Here is a 15886-nt window from a genome sequence, read left to right on the forward strand (position 1 = left end):
CTTCACTTATTTTACAGTGTTGAAATGTTTAAATTGTCTATTCCTAACAAGACATGAACAATCATTCATAAAGATCTACCCCAAACCAAATCTCAGGATAATGTCAGGAAATATCCATATCTTTTAGAGAAGGTGCTAATTATGACTCATAGTATAAAGTCTCCGACTGTAAGCGTGATCATTCCCACTTATAACCGAGAAGATTTGATTTGCAAACCCATCCGTAGTGTCTTAAACCAAAGCTATCAAAATTTTGAAATCATTGTAGTAGACGATCATTCTACTGACGATACTGAAAAAGTTGTGGCAGGCATTAACGACTCACGCATTCGGTATATTCGACATCAACGCAATTCGGGTGCTGCTGTTGCTCGGAATACTGGAATTGAAAACTCGAAAGGTGCCTACGTAGCCTTTCTAGATTCAGATGATGAATGGTTACCAGAGAAACTAGAAAAGCAACTGAACCTATTTCAGAAGTGCGGCTCGGAAATAGGATGTATCTACACAGGTTTAGCTGCCGTTGATAAATTCAATCAAGTTAAGAGCGTAAAAAGTCCTAGTTATCGAGGCTGCTTGCGCGATCGACTACTCTATAGTAATTGTATTGGCACACCATCTACTGTGATGGTGAAGCGTAATTATCTCGATCAAGTTCAGGGATTCGATCCAAACATGCCATCTTTCATTGAAGATGTGGATCTATGGTTAAGGCTCTCTGAGCATTGCCAGTTTGAGGTTCTTCCCGAAGTACTCACTCTCTATTCTGACAATAATTCTGGAGACAGACTTACACTTAACCATAAATTGGTAGTAGAGGGGATTCTTTCTTTTATCAAGAAGCATCACAGTAGATCTATCTTCTCTAGATCTGAACAGCGACAGAGCAAGCTCTCAAGTAGAGATATAGCTGAATCCCTATTTGATACAGGGAGAACTCTACTATGTAATGGCTTTCTCATTTCACATTCAGAAGCGATCGAGGTGGGGAGGCAATACCACATGTGGTCTTTTAAGACTAACTTCCTAAACTCTAAATCTCTCTTGTACTACGCTGTCTCACTACTCGGTCAAGATGCATACTTTAGTTTGATTAAATCTGAAAATGAAATGCGTAGTCAAGTTAAACGCATATTAGATAAAATTAGTAGATAAAATAATTTTCAGTTTGAAACTTCTGGCGTTATAACATTCGATCACATGAAATTAGCGATCTTATTCTGGTTTTATAAAGAGCCGGAAATTTGTCAAAATCGACTGGAAATACTGCGTCAATACAATCCAAATACGCCGATTTATGGAGTGTATGGCGGCGATCTGGCTGCTGTAGATCGCTACAAGTCCCAATTAGAACCATACTTGGATGACTTTTATACTTTTTCCGAGCCGAAGGATACTTATTGGAAGTGGTTGCAGGGCGATCTGATCCTCACCCATTGGTACCGAGAGCGGGGACGAGAGCTACCGTTCGACACAGTGGTGGTGGTGCAGTGGGATATGTTGATTTTTGGCGCGATCGAACAACTGTTTGCCATGCTCGAACCAGACCAAATTTTGCTGTCTGGACTCAGACCGATCGCGGAAATCGAAAATAATTGGCATTGGGTCACACCCAAGTTGGCAGATCTCAGGCTGAGGTATCTTCAATTTCTAGAGCATGTTGATAAGGTTTATAATTATCAGCAAGAGCCGATGGCCTGTATCTTTATTGTCGCCTGCTTGCCGAGAATTTTTTTAGAGCGTTACGCCACGATCGAGCAGCCAGAACTGGGTTTTGTCGAATACAGAATTCCCATTTATGCCCAGATTTTTGGCATTCCGATTTGCGAACAGCATCCTTTCAATGCCTGGTGGATAGATGTAGAGCCAACTTTTCATTCTAAAGATCTCGTCCAGCGAGCTATGAATAGATTCACCCTGCGATTCAATCCTGGCTCGTTGCATCACACGCTAGACCCAAAACACAGCGATATTTCTTTAATCCCCATCTTCAAACATCTAAACATGGCCAAAGGAGATCGAATTTTTCATCCTTATCAAAGCATGTTCCCACTCAAAAACAGCCAGTGGTTAGGGGCATTAATCGCTGAATTTATACGAGATCTAGATTGGATATCGCGCAGGATCTCTGGCCATGATTAGCAAGTTGACAATCTAGAATCAGAATTAGCGACAACCAATCTGGATACTTGGAATCGACAAATGTTACAAGTTTCGATTCTGCCGAAACTAAAAGGCAAAGCTTGCCCGCCAGCTGCGGCGATCGAGAAAATATTCTCAATCGCATGTCTTGCATTCAATTTAGTCCAATTAGTTACTTGGAAGTTGTTACTAAAGGAAGTTCTTAATGAAATTAGCGATCTTATTTTGGTTTTACAAAGAGCCAGAAATTTGTCAAAATCGACTGGAACTACTGCGTCAATTCAATCCAACTGCTCCGATTTATGGAGTGTATGGCGGCAATCCCGCGACCGCAGATCGCTACAAATCAAAGTTAGATCCCTACCTGGATGACTTTTATACCTTCCCTGAAGAACAGGATGCTGATTGGAAGTGGCGGCAGGGGGATTTAATTCTCACTCATTGGTATCGAGAGCGGGGTAAAGACCTCCCTTTCGACACGGTAGTAGTCGTACAGTGGGATATGTTGGTTTTTGGGGCGATCGAGCAACTATTTGCCATGCTCAAGCCAGATACGATCTTACTATCTGGACTCAGATCGATCGCTGAAATTGAAGATCGGTGGTATTGGGTGACGCCTAAGCTACCAGATCTCAGACACCAGTATTTAGAATTTCTGGAGCATGTGAGCAAGGTTTATAACTATCAATACGAGCCAATTGCTTGTATATTTATTGTCGCATGCTTGCCCAGGATTTTTTTAGAACGTTATGCCCAGATCGATCGGCCAGAATTGGGGTTTGTCGAATATAGAATCCCCATTTACGCACAAATATTTGGCATTTCTATTTGCGAGCATCATCCTTTTAATGCTTGGTGGAAAGATGTAGATCCAACTTATCATACTCAGGATATTACCCAGAAAATAATTAATAGATTCAATCTAAAATTCAATCCTTACTCATTGCACAATACCTCAGATCCTAAGTATAGTAATATTTCTTTGATTCCGATCTTCAGACAGTTAAATAAGCCAAATGGCGATCGCATTTTTCATCCCTGTCAACATATGTTTCCACTTCAAAAACACCAGTGGCCAGAAGCCTTAATCGCTGAATTCACAAGAGATCTAGATTGGATGTCACGTAGAATATTTAGTTAGAATTAGTCTGTTTTTGTCAAGCCAGCATTGAGGATTATATTGGTATATCTTAAACAAATGCAACATACTCAAAATCTACGGATCGCTTGGCTATTACCCGTAGCATGGTTTTACTGGCAGCCAGCGATCGCCGAATTGACAAAAATCTTTCCGAATACGACCGTCTTTACTGGCTTATTTCCCGGACATGCTAAAGGGTTAGAATCAATATTAAAGGTTGAAGTGGTGGGTAAGCTCAAGGTGATCGAGATCGCGCGAGATGAAAATAGCTACGGCGATAACTTTACCTATTTGTCGCCGAAAATTATCGGACATCTGCTCAAGCTCAGACCACAAGTGATTTTCTCCAGTTCGTTTGGGATTTGGACGATTATCGCATTACTGCTCAAGCCGTTATTGTGGTGGCGAGTAGTCATTGCCTATGAAGGCTGTTCGCCTGGAGTTGACTACCGCAATTCAGCAGCCAGATTATTCGTGCGGCGGCTGATGGTGAGAATGGCTGATGCTGGTATTTCCAACAGTCAGGCTGGCGGTGAGTACCTGATCGAGGTTTTAAGAGCCAAGCCAGATCGTGTTTTTGTCCAACCTTATGAAATTCCCGACCAGAGCACACTGCCCAGTATTGCCGAGGGGGAGAGTCCCAAGCACCTCACACAGTTGCAACAGCCGGTCTTTTTATTTGTGGGACACATCATTCGCCGCAAGGGTTTACCGCTGTTATTGCAAGCCGCCACCATCCTCCACAGCCGAGGCTACGATCGGTTTACCATTCTGGTCGTCGGTAATGGCGACTTGCAGCCAGAATTAGAGACTTTTTGTCGGGAACACCATTTGAGCGATCTGGTACACTGGGCTGGTAGAGTGCCGTTCGATCAGATCGGCACTTATTTTCATGCTGCTGATGTGTTTGTGTTTCCGACACAGGAAGACACTTGGGGGGTAGTTACCCTCGAAGCCATGCTGATGGGCAAACCGATCCTGTGTTCTACCGGGGCGGGGACATCGGAACTGATTGTGCAGGGGGAGAATGGGAATGTTTTCGTACCTGACGATGCCAACAAACTTGCCGATCTGATGCAGCAGTTCTTTGACAATCCAGCCGCAATCGCCAAAATGGGAGCGAGATCGAAACAAATCATGACTCATTACACACCAGCGGCTGCGGCACAATGTTTGGCCAAAGTTACCGAACTGGTGATGGCTGATTGACTCGATCGATCGTCTTTGATATCTAAATCACTATCACAAATTTGAAAAGTCATGAGTCCATTAAAGTTGTCCATCCTGACGCACTCGCTTAATGGTGGAGCATTTACAAATATCTGCCCGGCACTCGTGCGTGGATTTCAGGAGTTGGGAGTAGATTGCAATTTAGTGCTGTTACATGCTACGCCAGAAGAATTAGCTCAGTATCCCGATCTCCCGATCGTCACGCTGAACGTAAAACGTACATCTTTCTCCCTCTGGGCGACTGTCCGCTACTTAAAAGAATATCAGCCAGATATTATTTTACCAATGCCCTGGTATTTCAATATTGTCGCTATTTGGGCGAAGTATTTATCTGGAGCCAAGACCAAGGTGATTATTGGCGAGCAAAATGTGATTAGTTTGGAAGCGAGCATCGAGCATCGCGACAAACTTCATCTCCGCTTCTTACCAATTCTGATGCGCTATACCTATCCCCATGGTGATGGTCTGATTGGTGTTGCCAGTGATGTGATTACCGATCTGGTCGAGGAACTCAAAATTGTTGCCAAAATTCCGATGCGGGTGATTTTCAATCCCAGTAATCCGCCCCGATTACAGAAGCTATCACAAGAACCAATTACCCATCCTTGGTTCCAAACTTCAGATATCCCCGTCATCGTCACCGCAGCCCGATTGGCCAAGCAAAAACAGCTAGATAATTTAATCAGAGCATTTGCCAAGACGATCGCACAAACGCCAGCCAGATTGATCATTCTGGGAGAGGGGCCATTGAGATCGGAGTTAGAACATCTGTGCCGAGAGCTAAACATCGAAGCCTCAGTCTGGATGCCCGGTTACGATCCAAATCCTTACAGATATATGGCTCAGTGCGATTTATTTGTCTTGGCTTCTGCTTGGGAAGGTAGTCCCGTTGCGTTGCAAGAAGCGATGGCTTGTGGTGCCGCAGTCATCGTTACCGATGCGCCTGGTGGGATGAAAGACATTGTCGAATATGGCAAGTATGGCATGATGGTAAAGACCAACAATGCTGACGCTTTGGCTCAATCGATGGTAGAAATGCTGACGAAACCTGAATTAAAAGAGCATTTCCGCCACCAATCAAAACTCCGATCGCAGGAATTTCATTATTTAAATATTAGTAAACAATACCTTGACTTTTGTCGATCGATATTAACAACGTCGCATTCTCAATCCAAGGATTTTGCATAAATATGAAAGTTTTGTTATCAGCTTATGCCTGCGAACCAGGCCGAGGTACCGAACCAGGCGTCGGCTGGAATACCGCCTGGGAAATTGCCAAATACCAAGAAGTTTGGGTCTTGACTCGTCCCGATGATGGCCGCGAGGCGATCGAAGCCGAACTCCAGCGCAACCCCAATCCCAATCTCCACTTTGTCTACTTTACTCTGCCGATCTTTGGCTCCCTGTGGCGCAAAGGCTCGATCGCTTTTCTGATCCACTATTATTTCTGGCAATTACAAGCCTTTTTTGTCGCGCGTCGCTTACACGCTGAGATTGGCTTTGATGTGGCACATCATGTCACCTTCGTCCGGCACTCCGCACCCAGTTTTCTGACATTGCTACCGATTCCGTTGATTTGGGGGCCAGTGGGTGGTGGAGAATCCGCACCCGCTGCATTTTGGCAGGATTTCAGTTGGCGCAATAAAGTGTATGAAGTGCTGCGGATTGCCGCTCGGTGGGTGGGCGAACGCGATCCTTTCGCCAGGATGACGGCTCAACACAGTACGATCGTCCGTGCGACTACCGAGGATACAGCGATTCGCATCCGCCAGATGGGTGCCCAGCAGGTAGAAATATATCCTGAAGCTAGTCTGACCAAAGAAGAGATCGTGCGGTTGACCCAATGCGACAGAGATCCCCCGGTAGTAAGATTTATTAGTATGGGTCGGCTGTTGCATTGGAAAGGCTTTCACCTCGGTCTGCGCGCGTTCGCTCAGGCAGATCTGCTAGATGCCGAGTACTTGGTATTGGGAGATGGACCCGATCGTCAACGTCTAGAAGATCTGGCGATCGAGTTAGGTATCGCCGATCGGGTCAAATTTGTAAATCGGTTACCCCGGGATGAAGCTCTCCAACAGCTCGGTAGCTGTACCGCGCTCGTGCATCCGAGTTTGCATGATTCTGGCGGATGGGTGTGCCTGGAAGCGATGATGGCAGCCCGACCAGTGATTTGTCTGAACTTGGGCGGCCCAGCTATTCAGGTCACAGCGGAGACAGGGGTTCGGGTTGATGCCCCCGATCCCGATGGCGCGACACGGGGTCTCGCCGCCGCAATGGTCAAATTAGCCACCGATCCCTCACTGTGCTTATCAATGGGGCGCGCTGGTCAACGGCGAGTTAAAGAATTCTATAACTGGGAGAGTCGCGGCCCGCAGATCTGCCAGTTGTATGAAGATGTGGTGACAGCCAACCTACTGCCATCGGGTTCGATCGTGCGATGAGAATTTTAGCCGTTCATAATCAGTACCAACAACCGGGCGGCGAAGAACAAATTTTTGCGGCCGAGACGGCTCTACTCGAAGTCCACGGCCATGAAGTCTATCGTTATACTCTCGATAATGATGAGATCGCCAACACCGCGCCGTTGCTGCTGGCCAAAAACACCTTATGGAACAGTACGGTCTATCGGGAATTGCGATCGATTATCCGCAAATATCAACCCCAAGTCGCCCACTTTCACAATACCTTTCCTTTAATTTCGCCAGCGGCTTATTATGCCGCCAAAGCCGAGGGGGTCGCCGTCGTTCAAACACTACATAATTATCGGCTGCTGTGCCCCAATGCTTTGTTCTTTCGTGATGGCCGCACCTGTGAAGATTGCTTGGGGCAAGCGTTCCCCTGGCCGGGGATCTTACATAGCTGCTATCGCGGCAGCCGAGGTGCTAGCGCGATGGTAGCTGCCACCACTAGCTTCCACTCGCTATTGGGTACCTGGACTCAGGCGGTCGATAAGTTTATTGTCATCAGCCAGTTTGCGATGAACAAGTTTATTCAAGGCGGGCTACCTGCTGATAAACTAGTCTTAAAGCCGAACTTTCTCCACCCCGTCCCCACCCCTAGCGAGGGTAGCGGCGGCTATGCCGTCTATGTAGGCAGGTTATCGATCGAGAAAGGGTTGGGAGTTCTCCTGGCGGCATGGAAACAACTCGATCGCCCGTTTCCACTCAAGATCTTAGGTGACGGCCCGATGGCCGATCTGGTGACTCAGTCTGCACGAGAACTGCCCGAAATTGAATGGCTGGGTCGCAGGCCCTCACCTGAAGTCTATGACATCGTGGGGAATGCGGCCTTTTTGGTATTTCCCTCAGAGTGGTACGAGACTTTCGGTCAGGTAGCAATTGAAGCATTTGCCAAGGGTACTCCAGTGATAGCATCAAATATTGGTGCAATTCCCGAACTGGTAAATGCCCAAAGTGGGCTACTCTTTCACCCTGGCAATCCGGCTGACTTAGCGGCCAAAATCGATTGGCTGCTGGCACATCCTCTGGAACTAGCGCGGCTCCGCTTGACAGCACGCGCTGAATTTGAAGCAAAGTACACAGCCGATCTCAATTATCCGCAACTACTCAAAATTTATCACTCGGCGATCGATCTCCATAGTTAGTCCGAGTTCATCATTGCACGAGATCTGTCCTCCCTCGTTCGTTTGTTACCGATTTACCAAACCACTCTCGTAAGTATCATCATGGGCATCAATACCTTTTATCAACTCCGCCATCTCCGGTTCAACAATTTAGCACCGCTCTATTTTTTAGGTAGGCGAGTCGCCAATAAAATACTCAGCATCCCATCCGATCTGGCTTTTTGGCTGAACAGTACCGATTGGTTCGAGCAATCGGTACTGTTCCCCCGCTATCAACAGTGGCGGTTGCGCCACAAAGCAGCTCTACCAGTACTAGAAGGTGCCGAACTAGCCATCGTCGAGCAACTCGAACAGGAAGGGATCTGCATTACTTCATTGGCAGCGTTGGCGATCCCTGATAGTCAAAAGCTCTTAGACGCTGCCGACCCGATTAGTAAAGAACTAGCTCAACTATCCCGCGATCCCAGTCATGCGGGCAAACACACCTTAATGGCCACCGCCACTCAGTTGCTACAACACCCCCAAATTCTTGGTTGGGGACTCTCCACACGGCTGCTCAAAATTGTAGAATCCTATCTGGGCCTACCGGTTGGCTACGGTGGCTTATCCTTCTACTACAGTGTGGCTGATGGTAGGGATGCTGGCCCTCGGATTTGGCATCGCGATAAAGAAGACTGGAGAATGGTTAAAGTGGCGGTCTATCTCAACAATGTCGATGAGTTTGGGGGACCCTATCAGTGCGTTAATGCAGCTACGAATAACTTCCTGTTGACCACGCTCCCAAAATACAAGGGATTGAATCATACTCAGATGCAAACGTTGCTCGACGATCCATCTGACAATTGGCTGGTTTCTTGCATCGGTGAAACAGGTACGGTGATTTTTACGGATACTTCTCGCTGCTATCATCGAGGCAAACCACCCATCCATACCGATCGAGCGGCAATCTTCTTTCATTATTTTAGCTACCGTCCTAAAAACCCGTTTTACTGCGATCGATCCCCCCTCTCCAGCCAGCAAATTGTCGAGTTTGACCAGCAACTGCCCCCCGAACAGCAGGGATATCTGACCTGGCGAGATCGCTACCCACTCATCGGTAGGTACATTCCTAAAAATCAAATGCGAGTTGATAACTGGTAATCGCTAAATATTAATGCTGACTATGACTTTTTGCATTAACATCGACCCGATCGAGATCGTCGCGATCGTCGCGATTGGGTCGGTCATCATTGCTATTAGCGGTCTGGTACTTTGCACCCAGATCCATCCCTTCCTTGCTAAAAACGCGCCGATCGCCGCAGATGTGCTAGTTGTAGAAGGATGGCTACCCGACAGTGCGCTCCAGTCAGCAGCAGTTGAATTCAAACAGGGTGGTTATCAACAACTGATTACGATCGGTAGTGCCATTCCTAGAGGACTGTATCTATCGGAATATCACAATTTTGCCGAACTTGCGGCGGCAACTTTAATTGCCATTGGGGTCGATCCACTACAGATCTCGATCGTTGCCGATCCTAGTTTGACCCTAGGTCGCACTGCCAGCAATGCCGTGCTGCTCGATCGCTGGCTGGCAACTTCCGAGCTAGAGATCGCTGCACTCAATCTATTTACCCTCAGCACCCACGCCCGCCGGAGCTGGTTGCTATTTGCGAACATCCTTGCCCCCCGCCAAATAGCCGTAGGCATTATTGCGGCTGAACCATTAAACTATGATTATCACCGCTGGTGGCACTCTAGTGAAGGATTTCGGACTGTCATTTCCGAACTCCTTGCGTATTTGTATGTGCGTATCGGCAATCTTTAGGTACTGAGAAGCCAACAATTCCAAATGCGGCAGCCAACACAGATGTATCTGTCAGTCCTACTCTCATCTTAAGGTAGCTGGTTTACTTGTTGCCATCTCGATCGGTAAATGGAAATTGCTAACCATGTCTAACCCGAATGTTATTTTCTTTAATGGTAGACTCCTCCCTGCCTCCGAAACCTTTATCCGAGCGCAGGGAGAAGGATTAAAAAAATTTACTCCTTATTACGTTGGGGCGCGTAGAGTGCAGGGACTATCTTTACCCCCCGAACGAACTTTAGTTGTTAACCAAGGTGGCCCCCTCGGCTCTGTGGCTGAAGGTTTATTTAAAATATCCGGATTTGCAGAAAAATTCTCTAGAGCAGTGGAGCAGTTGAAACCTGTTTTAGTCCACGCTCATTTTGGCGTTTGTGGAGCATTAGCTTTACCATTGATGCCTCGACTCAAAGTACCATTGATTGTTACTTTCTATGGCATAGATGCAACAATGACCGATCGGTATGCTCGACAAAACTCCTTGAGTACCAGAATTTATCTCAAGCGTCGCGAACAATTAAAACGAGAAGCAGATTTATTCATCGGCGTCTCGGAGTTTATTAAACAGAAGTTAATCGGACAAGGATTCCCAGCAGAGAAGACGATCGCCCACTATTATGGTGTCGATACAAAGCAATTTCAATCTGAGATCCAACTGCCACGTCAGTCGATCGTCCTATTTGTGGGCAGATTTTCAGAAAAGAAAGGGTGTGAATATCTGCTGCGAGCGATGGCTCAAGTCCAAGCGGTTGCATCAGAAATAGAACTGGTGATGATTGGAGATGGAGAACTAAAAACTGAATTAGAAACATTAGCAGCCAAGCTCCTCCGTCGCTACCAATTTTTGGGATTCCAAACCCAATCCGTAGTCAAAAGTTGGATGGATCGATCGATGGTGCTAGTGGTTCCTAGTGTGACGGCCTCTACCGGAGATTCGGAAGGACTGCCAACTGTAGTTGTCGAAGCCCAATCAATGGGTCTACCTGTCGTGGCTTCACATCATGCAGGTATTCCTCAAGCTGTGATCGACGGTGAAACAGGTTTTCTGACCGCCGAGCGCGATATCGCAGGACTAGCAACATCGATCTTGCAGTTGTTCCGAGATCCCGAACTGTGGCAGCGATTTAGTCTTAACGGCAAAGAGCATGTAGAAAAAAACTTTAATCTACACAAGCAAACAACAATTTTAGAAAGTATCTATGAGTCCGTTCTAGAACGAAAAGCTCTAAGGGGTCCACAATGAACGAGCAGCTACGTGTTTTGAGCATTCATAACAACTACAAACTCCGTGGAGGTGAAGATGAGTCTCGGGAATCTGAGGAAAGATTACTCAGAGAGATGGGACACATTGTCGATCTCTATGAAGAGAATAATACTCGCATCGCCAAACTCAATCCGGCTCGATTAGCCCTGAGAACGATCTGGTCTCTTGAAGCCTATCAGTCTGTCCATCGCAAACTCAGACAAAATCGTTTCAATCTGATCCACGTTCAGAATTTTTTCCCACTGATCTCACCTTCAGTCTACTATGCAGCTCAAGCTGAAGGCGTACCCGTAATTCAAACGCTCCGCAACTATCGGCTGATTTGTCCAAATGGACTGTTTTTTCGTGATGGTCGGGTCTGTGAAGATTGTTTGGGCAAATTTATACCTTATCCTGGAGTAGTTCATTCTTGCTATCGAGATCACCGAAGTGCTACAGCGGTAACTGCGGCAATGCTGACTTTTCATAGAGCAATCGGCACCTGGGATCGCGTCAATTTATTCATCGCGCTGAGCGATTTTGCTCGTCATAAATTTATAGAAGCAGGCTTTCCCAGCGATAAAATTGTTGTCAAGCCTAATTTTGTCCATCCCGATCCAGGGGTGGGTAGCGGGACTGGTGGCTATGCTTTGTATGTTGGTAGGCTTTCCGTCGAAAAGGGTCTCGATGTTCTTTTATCTGCTTGGGAACGTCTGAGTATGAAAGTTCCCCTGAAGATTGTGGGTGATGGACCGTTAGCAGAACTAGTAATGGAAGCTACCAAGCGGACGCCACATGTCGAATGGGTAGGGATCAAAACGATCTCTGAGGTGCATCGGCTGATGGGCGAAGCGATGTTTTTAATTTTTCCTTCCAACTGGTATGAAACCTTCGGTCGAGTTGCGATCGAAGCATTTGCCAAGGGTACACCAGTAATTGCCTCAAATATCGGCGCGATCTCTGAGCTGATCGATAGACATCAAACCGGACTGTGTTTTAAACCTGGTGATGCCGAAGACTTGGCTACCAAAATTGAATGGTGTTTGCACCATCCAATTTTGTTACAAGAAATGCGCAGACACGCTCGTGCTAAATATGAAGCTAAGTATACTGCCACACAAAATTACCAACAGTTAATCGATATTTATCATCGTGTTACATAAATCCAGTCAATAACTCTAAATCAAGTTTTGGGTACTGTTTTCGATCTGTCCTGACCGATCTAATTTTGTATAGAGCTGCGCTAATAACTGACCTTTGATTTGCCAACTATACATTTCCTTGACCCGTTTGCGTCCTGACTGACTCATGCTTGCCAGTAACTCCCGATTTTGGGCTAGTTGAGTCATGGCAGCCGCAAGACCAGCGATGGCTTCGTTGGGTGTTGTAGCATAAATTTTCAAACCAGTTGCTTCCGTGACCTGAATAGCGGGTCCGCCCAGATCCAAGCAGATGGGGGGACGACCTGCGGCCATTGCTTCCAGGCAGACCCAGCCACCAGAGTCATGTAGACTAGGGTGTACTAAGACATCGGACTCGGCTAGCTGCTCCAATGTGTCTTGACGTGGGAGCCGACCCCAAAATTTTACGCGATCGCTAATGCCCAATCTCGCGGCTAAGTCTTGCAAGCGTTGCTTTTCGATACCATCGCCTAAAATCCAATATTCGCTACTGGGAATATTTGCGCGAGCAAAAGCGCGAATTCCTAAATGCAGACCTTTCCAATGTAGCAGTCTGGCCATACTAATGAAGCGGATATTTGGGCGATCGTGCAATGGAAATTGTGCGAGATGTTCGATTTCCGCTGCTGAGAGACCTGATTCTGGAAAAATCTCAATTTCTCTGGCTCCCATCTGACGCAACCGATCTGCTGTCTCCGCTGTTGTTGCTCTTACTAGCACACTTCGCTGGGCTGTCAACCGCGTAAATGGATCTAGTTCCCCGATCCGGTGAGCTAAACTACGGATCGATTCATACATTTTGGCTCGCCAGCTAAAATCTGCCCAAAAGGCTCTGGGCGCTGACTCACCGCCACCAACTGTCCCCCAGATAAAGGGCACTGGCAAGAGTGAGAGAAAACTCGGAGACGAATACCTAACGTAAGTAACATGATGCACTATATTAAAATTTACTTCTCTGTGTAAATTTCGAGCTACAAGGTAGGCCGCAATTTGCCAGGAATAATAATGCAGATGAACTAATTTTTGATTGGAGTTTAATTTTTGGATCGGAGTGGGCGGTTCGCAGTAGATAAAGTTTAATCCTGGTATTGGATGACGGGTTAGCTCTGATTCGATCGACATCCGGTTATCCGATCGCGTCAGCACCCAGATATCATGGTACTCGCTCAATTCTCGCACGACATTCCATCCAACCCCAGGTTCGGAACCTTCTCCGGGTCTACAAGCATAAGCAGATATTAGAACTTTTAATCGTTTCACTGCGCCAAAACAAAGAAGGTTAGTTCGCTCGAAAACTTAGTTGTCAATTCCGATAAGTATTGCACTATCTATCCCTTAAATTTCTCTTGTGTCGAAATGTTTAGATTGAGCTTATTTATAGAATCAAGACATTAAAGTTTTCCTGATTATATCGAACATCTCCGGTTATTTATTCCGCACAAAGGCTGAAACTCGTTGATTTTATACCCGCCGTACTGATTTCAAACATCGATTGAGTTCTGATGGGGGATAATTAGATTTGAGCCACCTATTCCATAATTATTTTTTGCTTTCCAGAAGAGCAGAATATGAGATAAATTAAGAATATATAGGTATTCTTAATTTATCTCAATCGTCAAATATGAAAGCCTCAATAGTTATCCAATTCTTAATTCTGGGTGCAGTTTCGATCTTGCCACTGACAGTTGTCTCCCTCAGTAGACAAAACCGAGTAGATAGATCTAATGACACCAATCTCAATCGGCAAAATATGACCTTCCCGCTGGATGCTGGCGTGCTCAATGTCAAAGAATTTGGGGCTAAAGGCGATGGAACTACCGATGATACTGCCGCAATTCAAGCCTTACTGAATGCTCACCCTAATGGTCGGCGCATTATTTATCTACCCAATGGTACCTACTTAATTTCCAAAACAATTACTTGGCCAGCAGGTACGGGCAAAGGTGGTGATGAATACAAAAATACGACAATACAAGGACAGAGCGAGAGCGGCGTTAAGATCCAGCTCAAAGATCGCACGCCGGGGTTTACGATCGCCACGACTCCAAAACCTGCAATTTTCACGGGTCCCGCTCCGGCACAGCGATTTGGTAACTCGATTCGCAATCTCACTGTCGATACTGGTACTGGCAATCCTGGCGCGATCGGGATTCAGTTTAACGCAAGCAATCAAGGCTCGATGCGCCATGTCACCATCCAATCGGGAGACGGACAGGGTGTTAACGGTTTGGACATGAATTTTACCGATGAAATTGGCCCCCTCTTAATCAAAAATCTGACAGTCAAAGGATTTCAGTACGGCATTCGTACTGGTTTTCATATCAATAGCCAAACATTAGAACATATTACACTCAAAAATCAGCTTGGATATGGTTTATATAACACCGGTCAGACCCTAAATATTCGTGGATTAAAGAGCGAGAATGCGGTCACCGCCATTTACAATGCTCGTGGCCGGATCGTGCTGCTAGACGCCTCTTTGCAGGGTATTGGTAACGCCGCCATGAAACCAGCGATCGAGAATAGTTTCCCACTAGATCTGCTCGTCCGCAACCTCAAAACCAAGGGCTATCGAGTCGCCATCAATCAGCAGAAGCCTCTCTCCGCAAAGGATACAATTGCCAAGCAGTTCCCATTAACAGCGAAAACCCTGAATCTGCCGATCAAGGAAACGCCGAATGTACCCTGGGATAACCCCGCTGGCAATGGTTGGGTGAATGTCGTAGCCTTTGGAGCCATTCCTGATGATGGCCGCGATGATACCGCTGCCATCCAATCGGCCATTGATTCCGGGCAGACGACAGTTTATTTTCCTGTCGGTGCCTACCATTTGACCAAGACAATCTTACTCCGCAAAAATGTCCGCCGCATCATCGGGACAGAGGCATTCGTAGATGTGCCCAATCACGTCAATCCCGGCTTTAAAGTAGTCAATGGTACCCATCCCGTAGTAGTATTCGAGCGGATTCAAAGCGGATATTATTCGACACCAACTATCGAAAATGCCTCATCCCGCACCTTGGTGATTCGTGACGCTACCAATGTGTCTGGTAACATGACCGGTTCGGGTAATGTCTTTATCGAAAATGTCGTCTCCAATCCCTCTCAGAACTGGAAATTCAATCGGCAAAATGTCTGGGCCAGACAACTTAATGTCGAAAATGCTGGCACTCACATCACCAATAACGGTGGGAAATTGTGGATCTTGGGACTAAAAACCGAGCGTGGCGGCACGCTGATTGAGACTAAGGGTGGCGGTAAAACTGAAGTGATGGGCGGTCTGGCCTACACTACCACCCCCGGAGCCGATGGCACCCAAAATGCACCAATGTTTATCAACGATCGATCGGCAATCTCGATTACCTTAGGCGAAGTTAATTATGGTGCACCAAATTATACAACGTACATTAGAGAAAGCAGTGGCGGTAGTATTCGTAATTTGACCGGCCAGAGTCTCCCACCTTATCAAGGTAGTGGCAAACAGATCCCGTTGTACGTCAGTCCGACCAAGTAATTTGAGGCGATC

The 15886-nt window shown here is 46.5% G+C and carries 13 protein-coding genes; 12 read left to right on the forward strand and 1 reads right to left on the reverse strand.

The genetic code is table 11. The features are described from left to right. Window positions 1-141 precede the first annotated feature (141 nt). The 11 genes from RMO27_RS13830 to RMO27_RS13880 all read left to right on the forward strand — a co-directional run bounded on the left by RMO27_RS13830 (window position 142) and on the right by RMO27_RS13880 (window position 12342). Window positions 142-1155, forward strand: a complete 1014-nt coding sequence (locus RMO27_RS13830) for a glycosyltransferase family A protein (protein ID WP_309733443.1) — start codon at window positions 142-144, stop codon at window positions 1153-1155. Window positions 1156-1200: 45 nt separating this feature from the next. Beyond that, window positions 1201-2142 carry a hypothetical protein gene (locus tag RMO27_RS13835; protein WP_309733446.1) on the forward strand — a complete coding sequence of 314 codons (942 nt, stop codon included), beginning with the start codon at window positions 1201-1203 and terminating at the stop codon, window positions 2140-2142. A 205-nt stretch (window positions 2143-2347) separates the two neighbouring features. Continuing rightward, window positions 2348-3283 (forward strand): hypothetical protein, encoded by a 936-nt coding sequence (locus RMO27_RS13840; RefSeq protein ID WP_309733448.1) that lies wholly within the window; start codon window positions 2348-2350, stop codon window positions 3281-3283. A gap of 57 nt (window positions 3284-3340) precedes the next feature. Then, window positions 3341-4492: a glycosyltransferase family 4 protein gene (locus tag RMO27_RS13845; RefSeq protein WP_309733451.1), complete on the forward strand. Its 1152-nt coding sequence runs from the start codon at window positions 3341-3343 to the stop codon at window positions 4490-4492. Window positions 4493-4543: 51 nt separating this feature from the next. Next, on the forward strand, window positions 4544-5701 hold the full coding sequence (locus RMO27_RS13850; protein WP_309733453.1) for a glycosyltransferase: 1158 nt from the start codon (window positions 4544-4546) through the stop codon (window positions 5699-5701). 2 nt (window positions 5702-5703) lie between these two features. Then, complete coding sequence (locus tag RMO27_RS13855) at window positions 5704-6954, forward strand: glycosyltransferase (RefSeq protein ID WP_309733455.1); 1251 nt, start codon at window positions 5704-5706, stop codon at window positions 6952-6954. Next, window positions 6951-8117: a glycosyltransferase gene (locus tag RMO27_RS13860; protein WP_309733457.1), complete on the forward strand. Its 1167-nt coding sequence runs from the start codon at window positions 6951-6953 to the stop codon at window positions 8115-8117. Before RMO27_RS13855 ends, RMO27_RS13860 begins: the two co-directional genes overlap by 4 nt. 81 nt (window positions 8118-8198) lie before the next feature. Then, entirely contained in the window at window positions 8199-9236 is a 1038-nt protein-coding gene (locus tag RMO27_RS13865) for a hypothetical protein (RefSeq protein ID WP_309733459.1), read from the forward strand. Window positions 9237-9258: 22 nt separating this feature from the next. After that, window positions 9259-9900, forward strand: coding sequence for a cytosine deaminase (locus RMO27_RS13870; RefSeq protein WP_309733461.1), 642 nt, complete (start codon window positions 9259-9261; stop codon window positions 9898-9900). Window positions 9901-10024: 124 nt separating this feature from the next. Beyond that, the gene (locus RMO27_RS13875; protein WP_309733464.1) at window positions 10025-11179 is read left to right on the forward strand and encodes a glycosyltransferase; all 1155 of its coding nucleotides are present in this window, start codon (window positions 10025-10027) and stop codon (window positions 11177-11179) included. Beyond that, window positions 11176-12342, forward strand: coding sequence for a glycosyltransferase family 4 protein (locus tag RMO27_RS13880; protein WP_309733466.1), 1167 nt, complete (start codon window positions 11176-11178; stop codon window positions 12340-12342). The genes RMO27_RS13875 and RMO27_RS13880 overlap by 4 nt, the downstream gene beginning before the upstream one ends. A gap of 15 nt (window positions 12343-12357) precedes the next feature. Here the strand turns inward: RMO27_RS13880 and RMO27_RS13885 are convergent, their stop codons facing one another. Beyond that, window positions 12358-13620, reverse strand: coding sequence for a glycosyltransferase (locus tag RMO27_RS13885; RefSeq protein ID WP_309733468.1), 1263 nt, complete (start codon window positions 13618-13620; stop codon window positions 12358-12360). 361 nt (window positions 13621-13981) lie between these two features. On the opposite strand from RMO27_RS13885, the gene RMO27_RS13890 reads away from it, so the two are divergent. Continuing rightward, window positions 13982-15874 carry a glycosyl hydrolase family 28-related protein gene (locus tag RMO27_RS13890; RefSeq protein WP_309733470.1) on the forward strand — a complete coding sequence of 631 codons (1893 nt, stop codon included), beginning with the start codon at window positions 13982-13984 and terminating at the stop codon, window positions 15872-15874. Window positions 15875-15886 lie beyond the last annotated feature (12 nt).

The organism is Chamaesiphon sp. OTE_75_metabat_556 (assembly GCF_031378165.1).
Classification (GTDB): domain Bacteria; phylum Cyanobacteriota; class Cyanobacteriia; order Cyanobacteriales; family Chamaesiphonaceae; genus Chamaesiphon.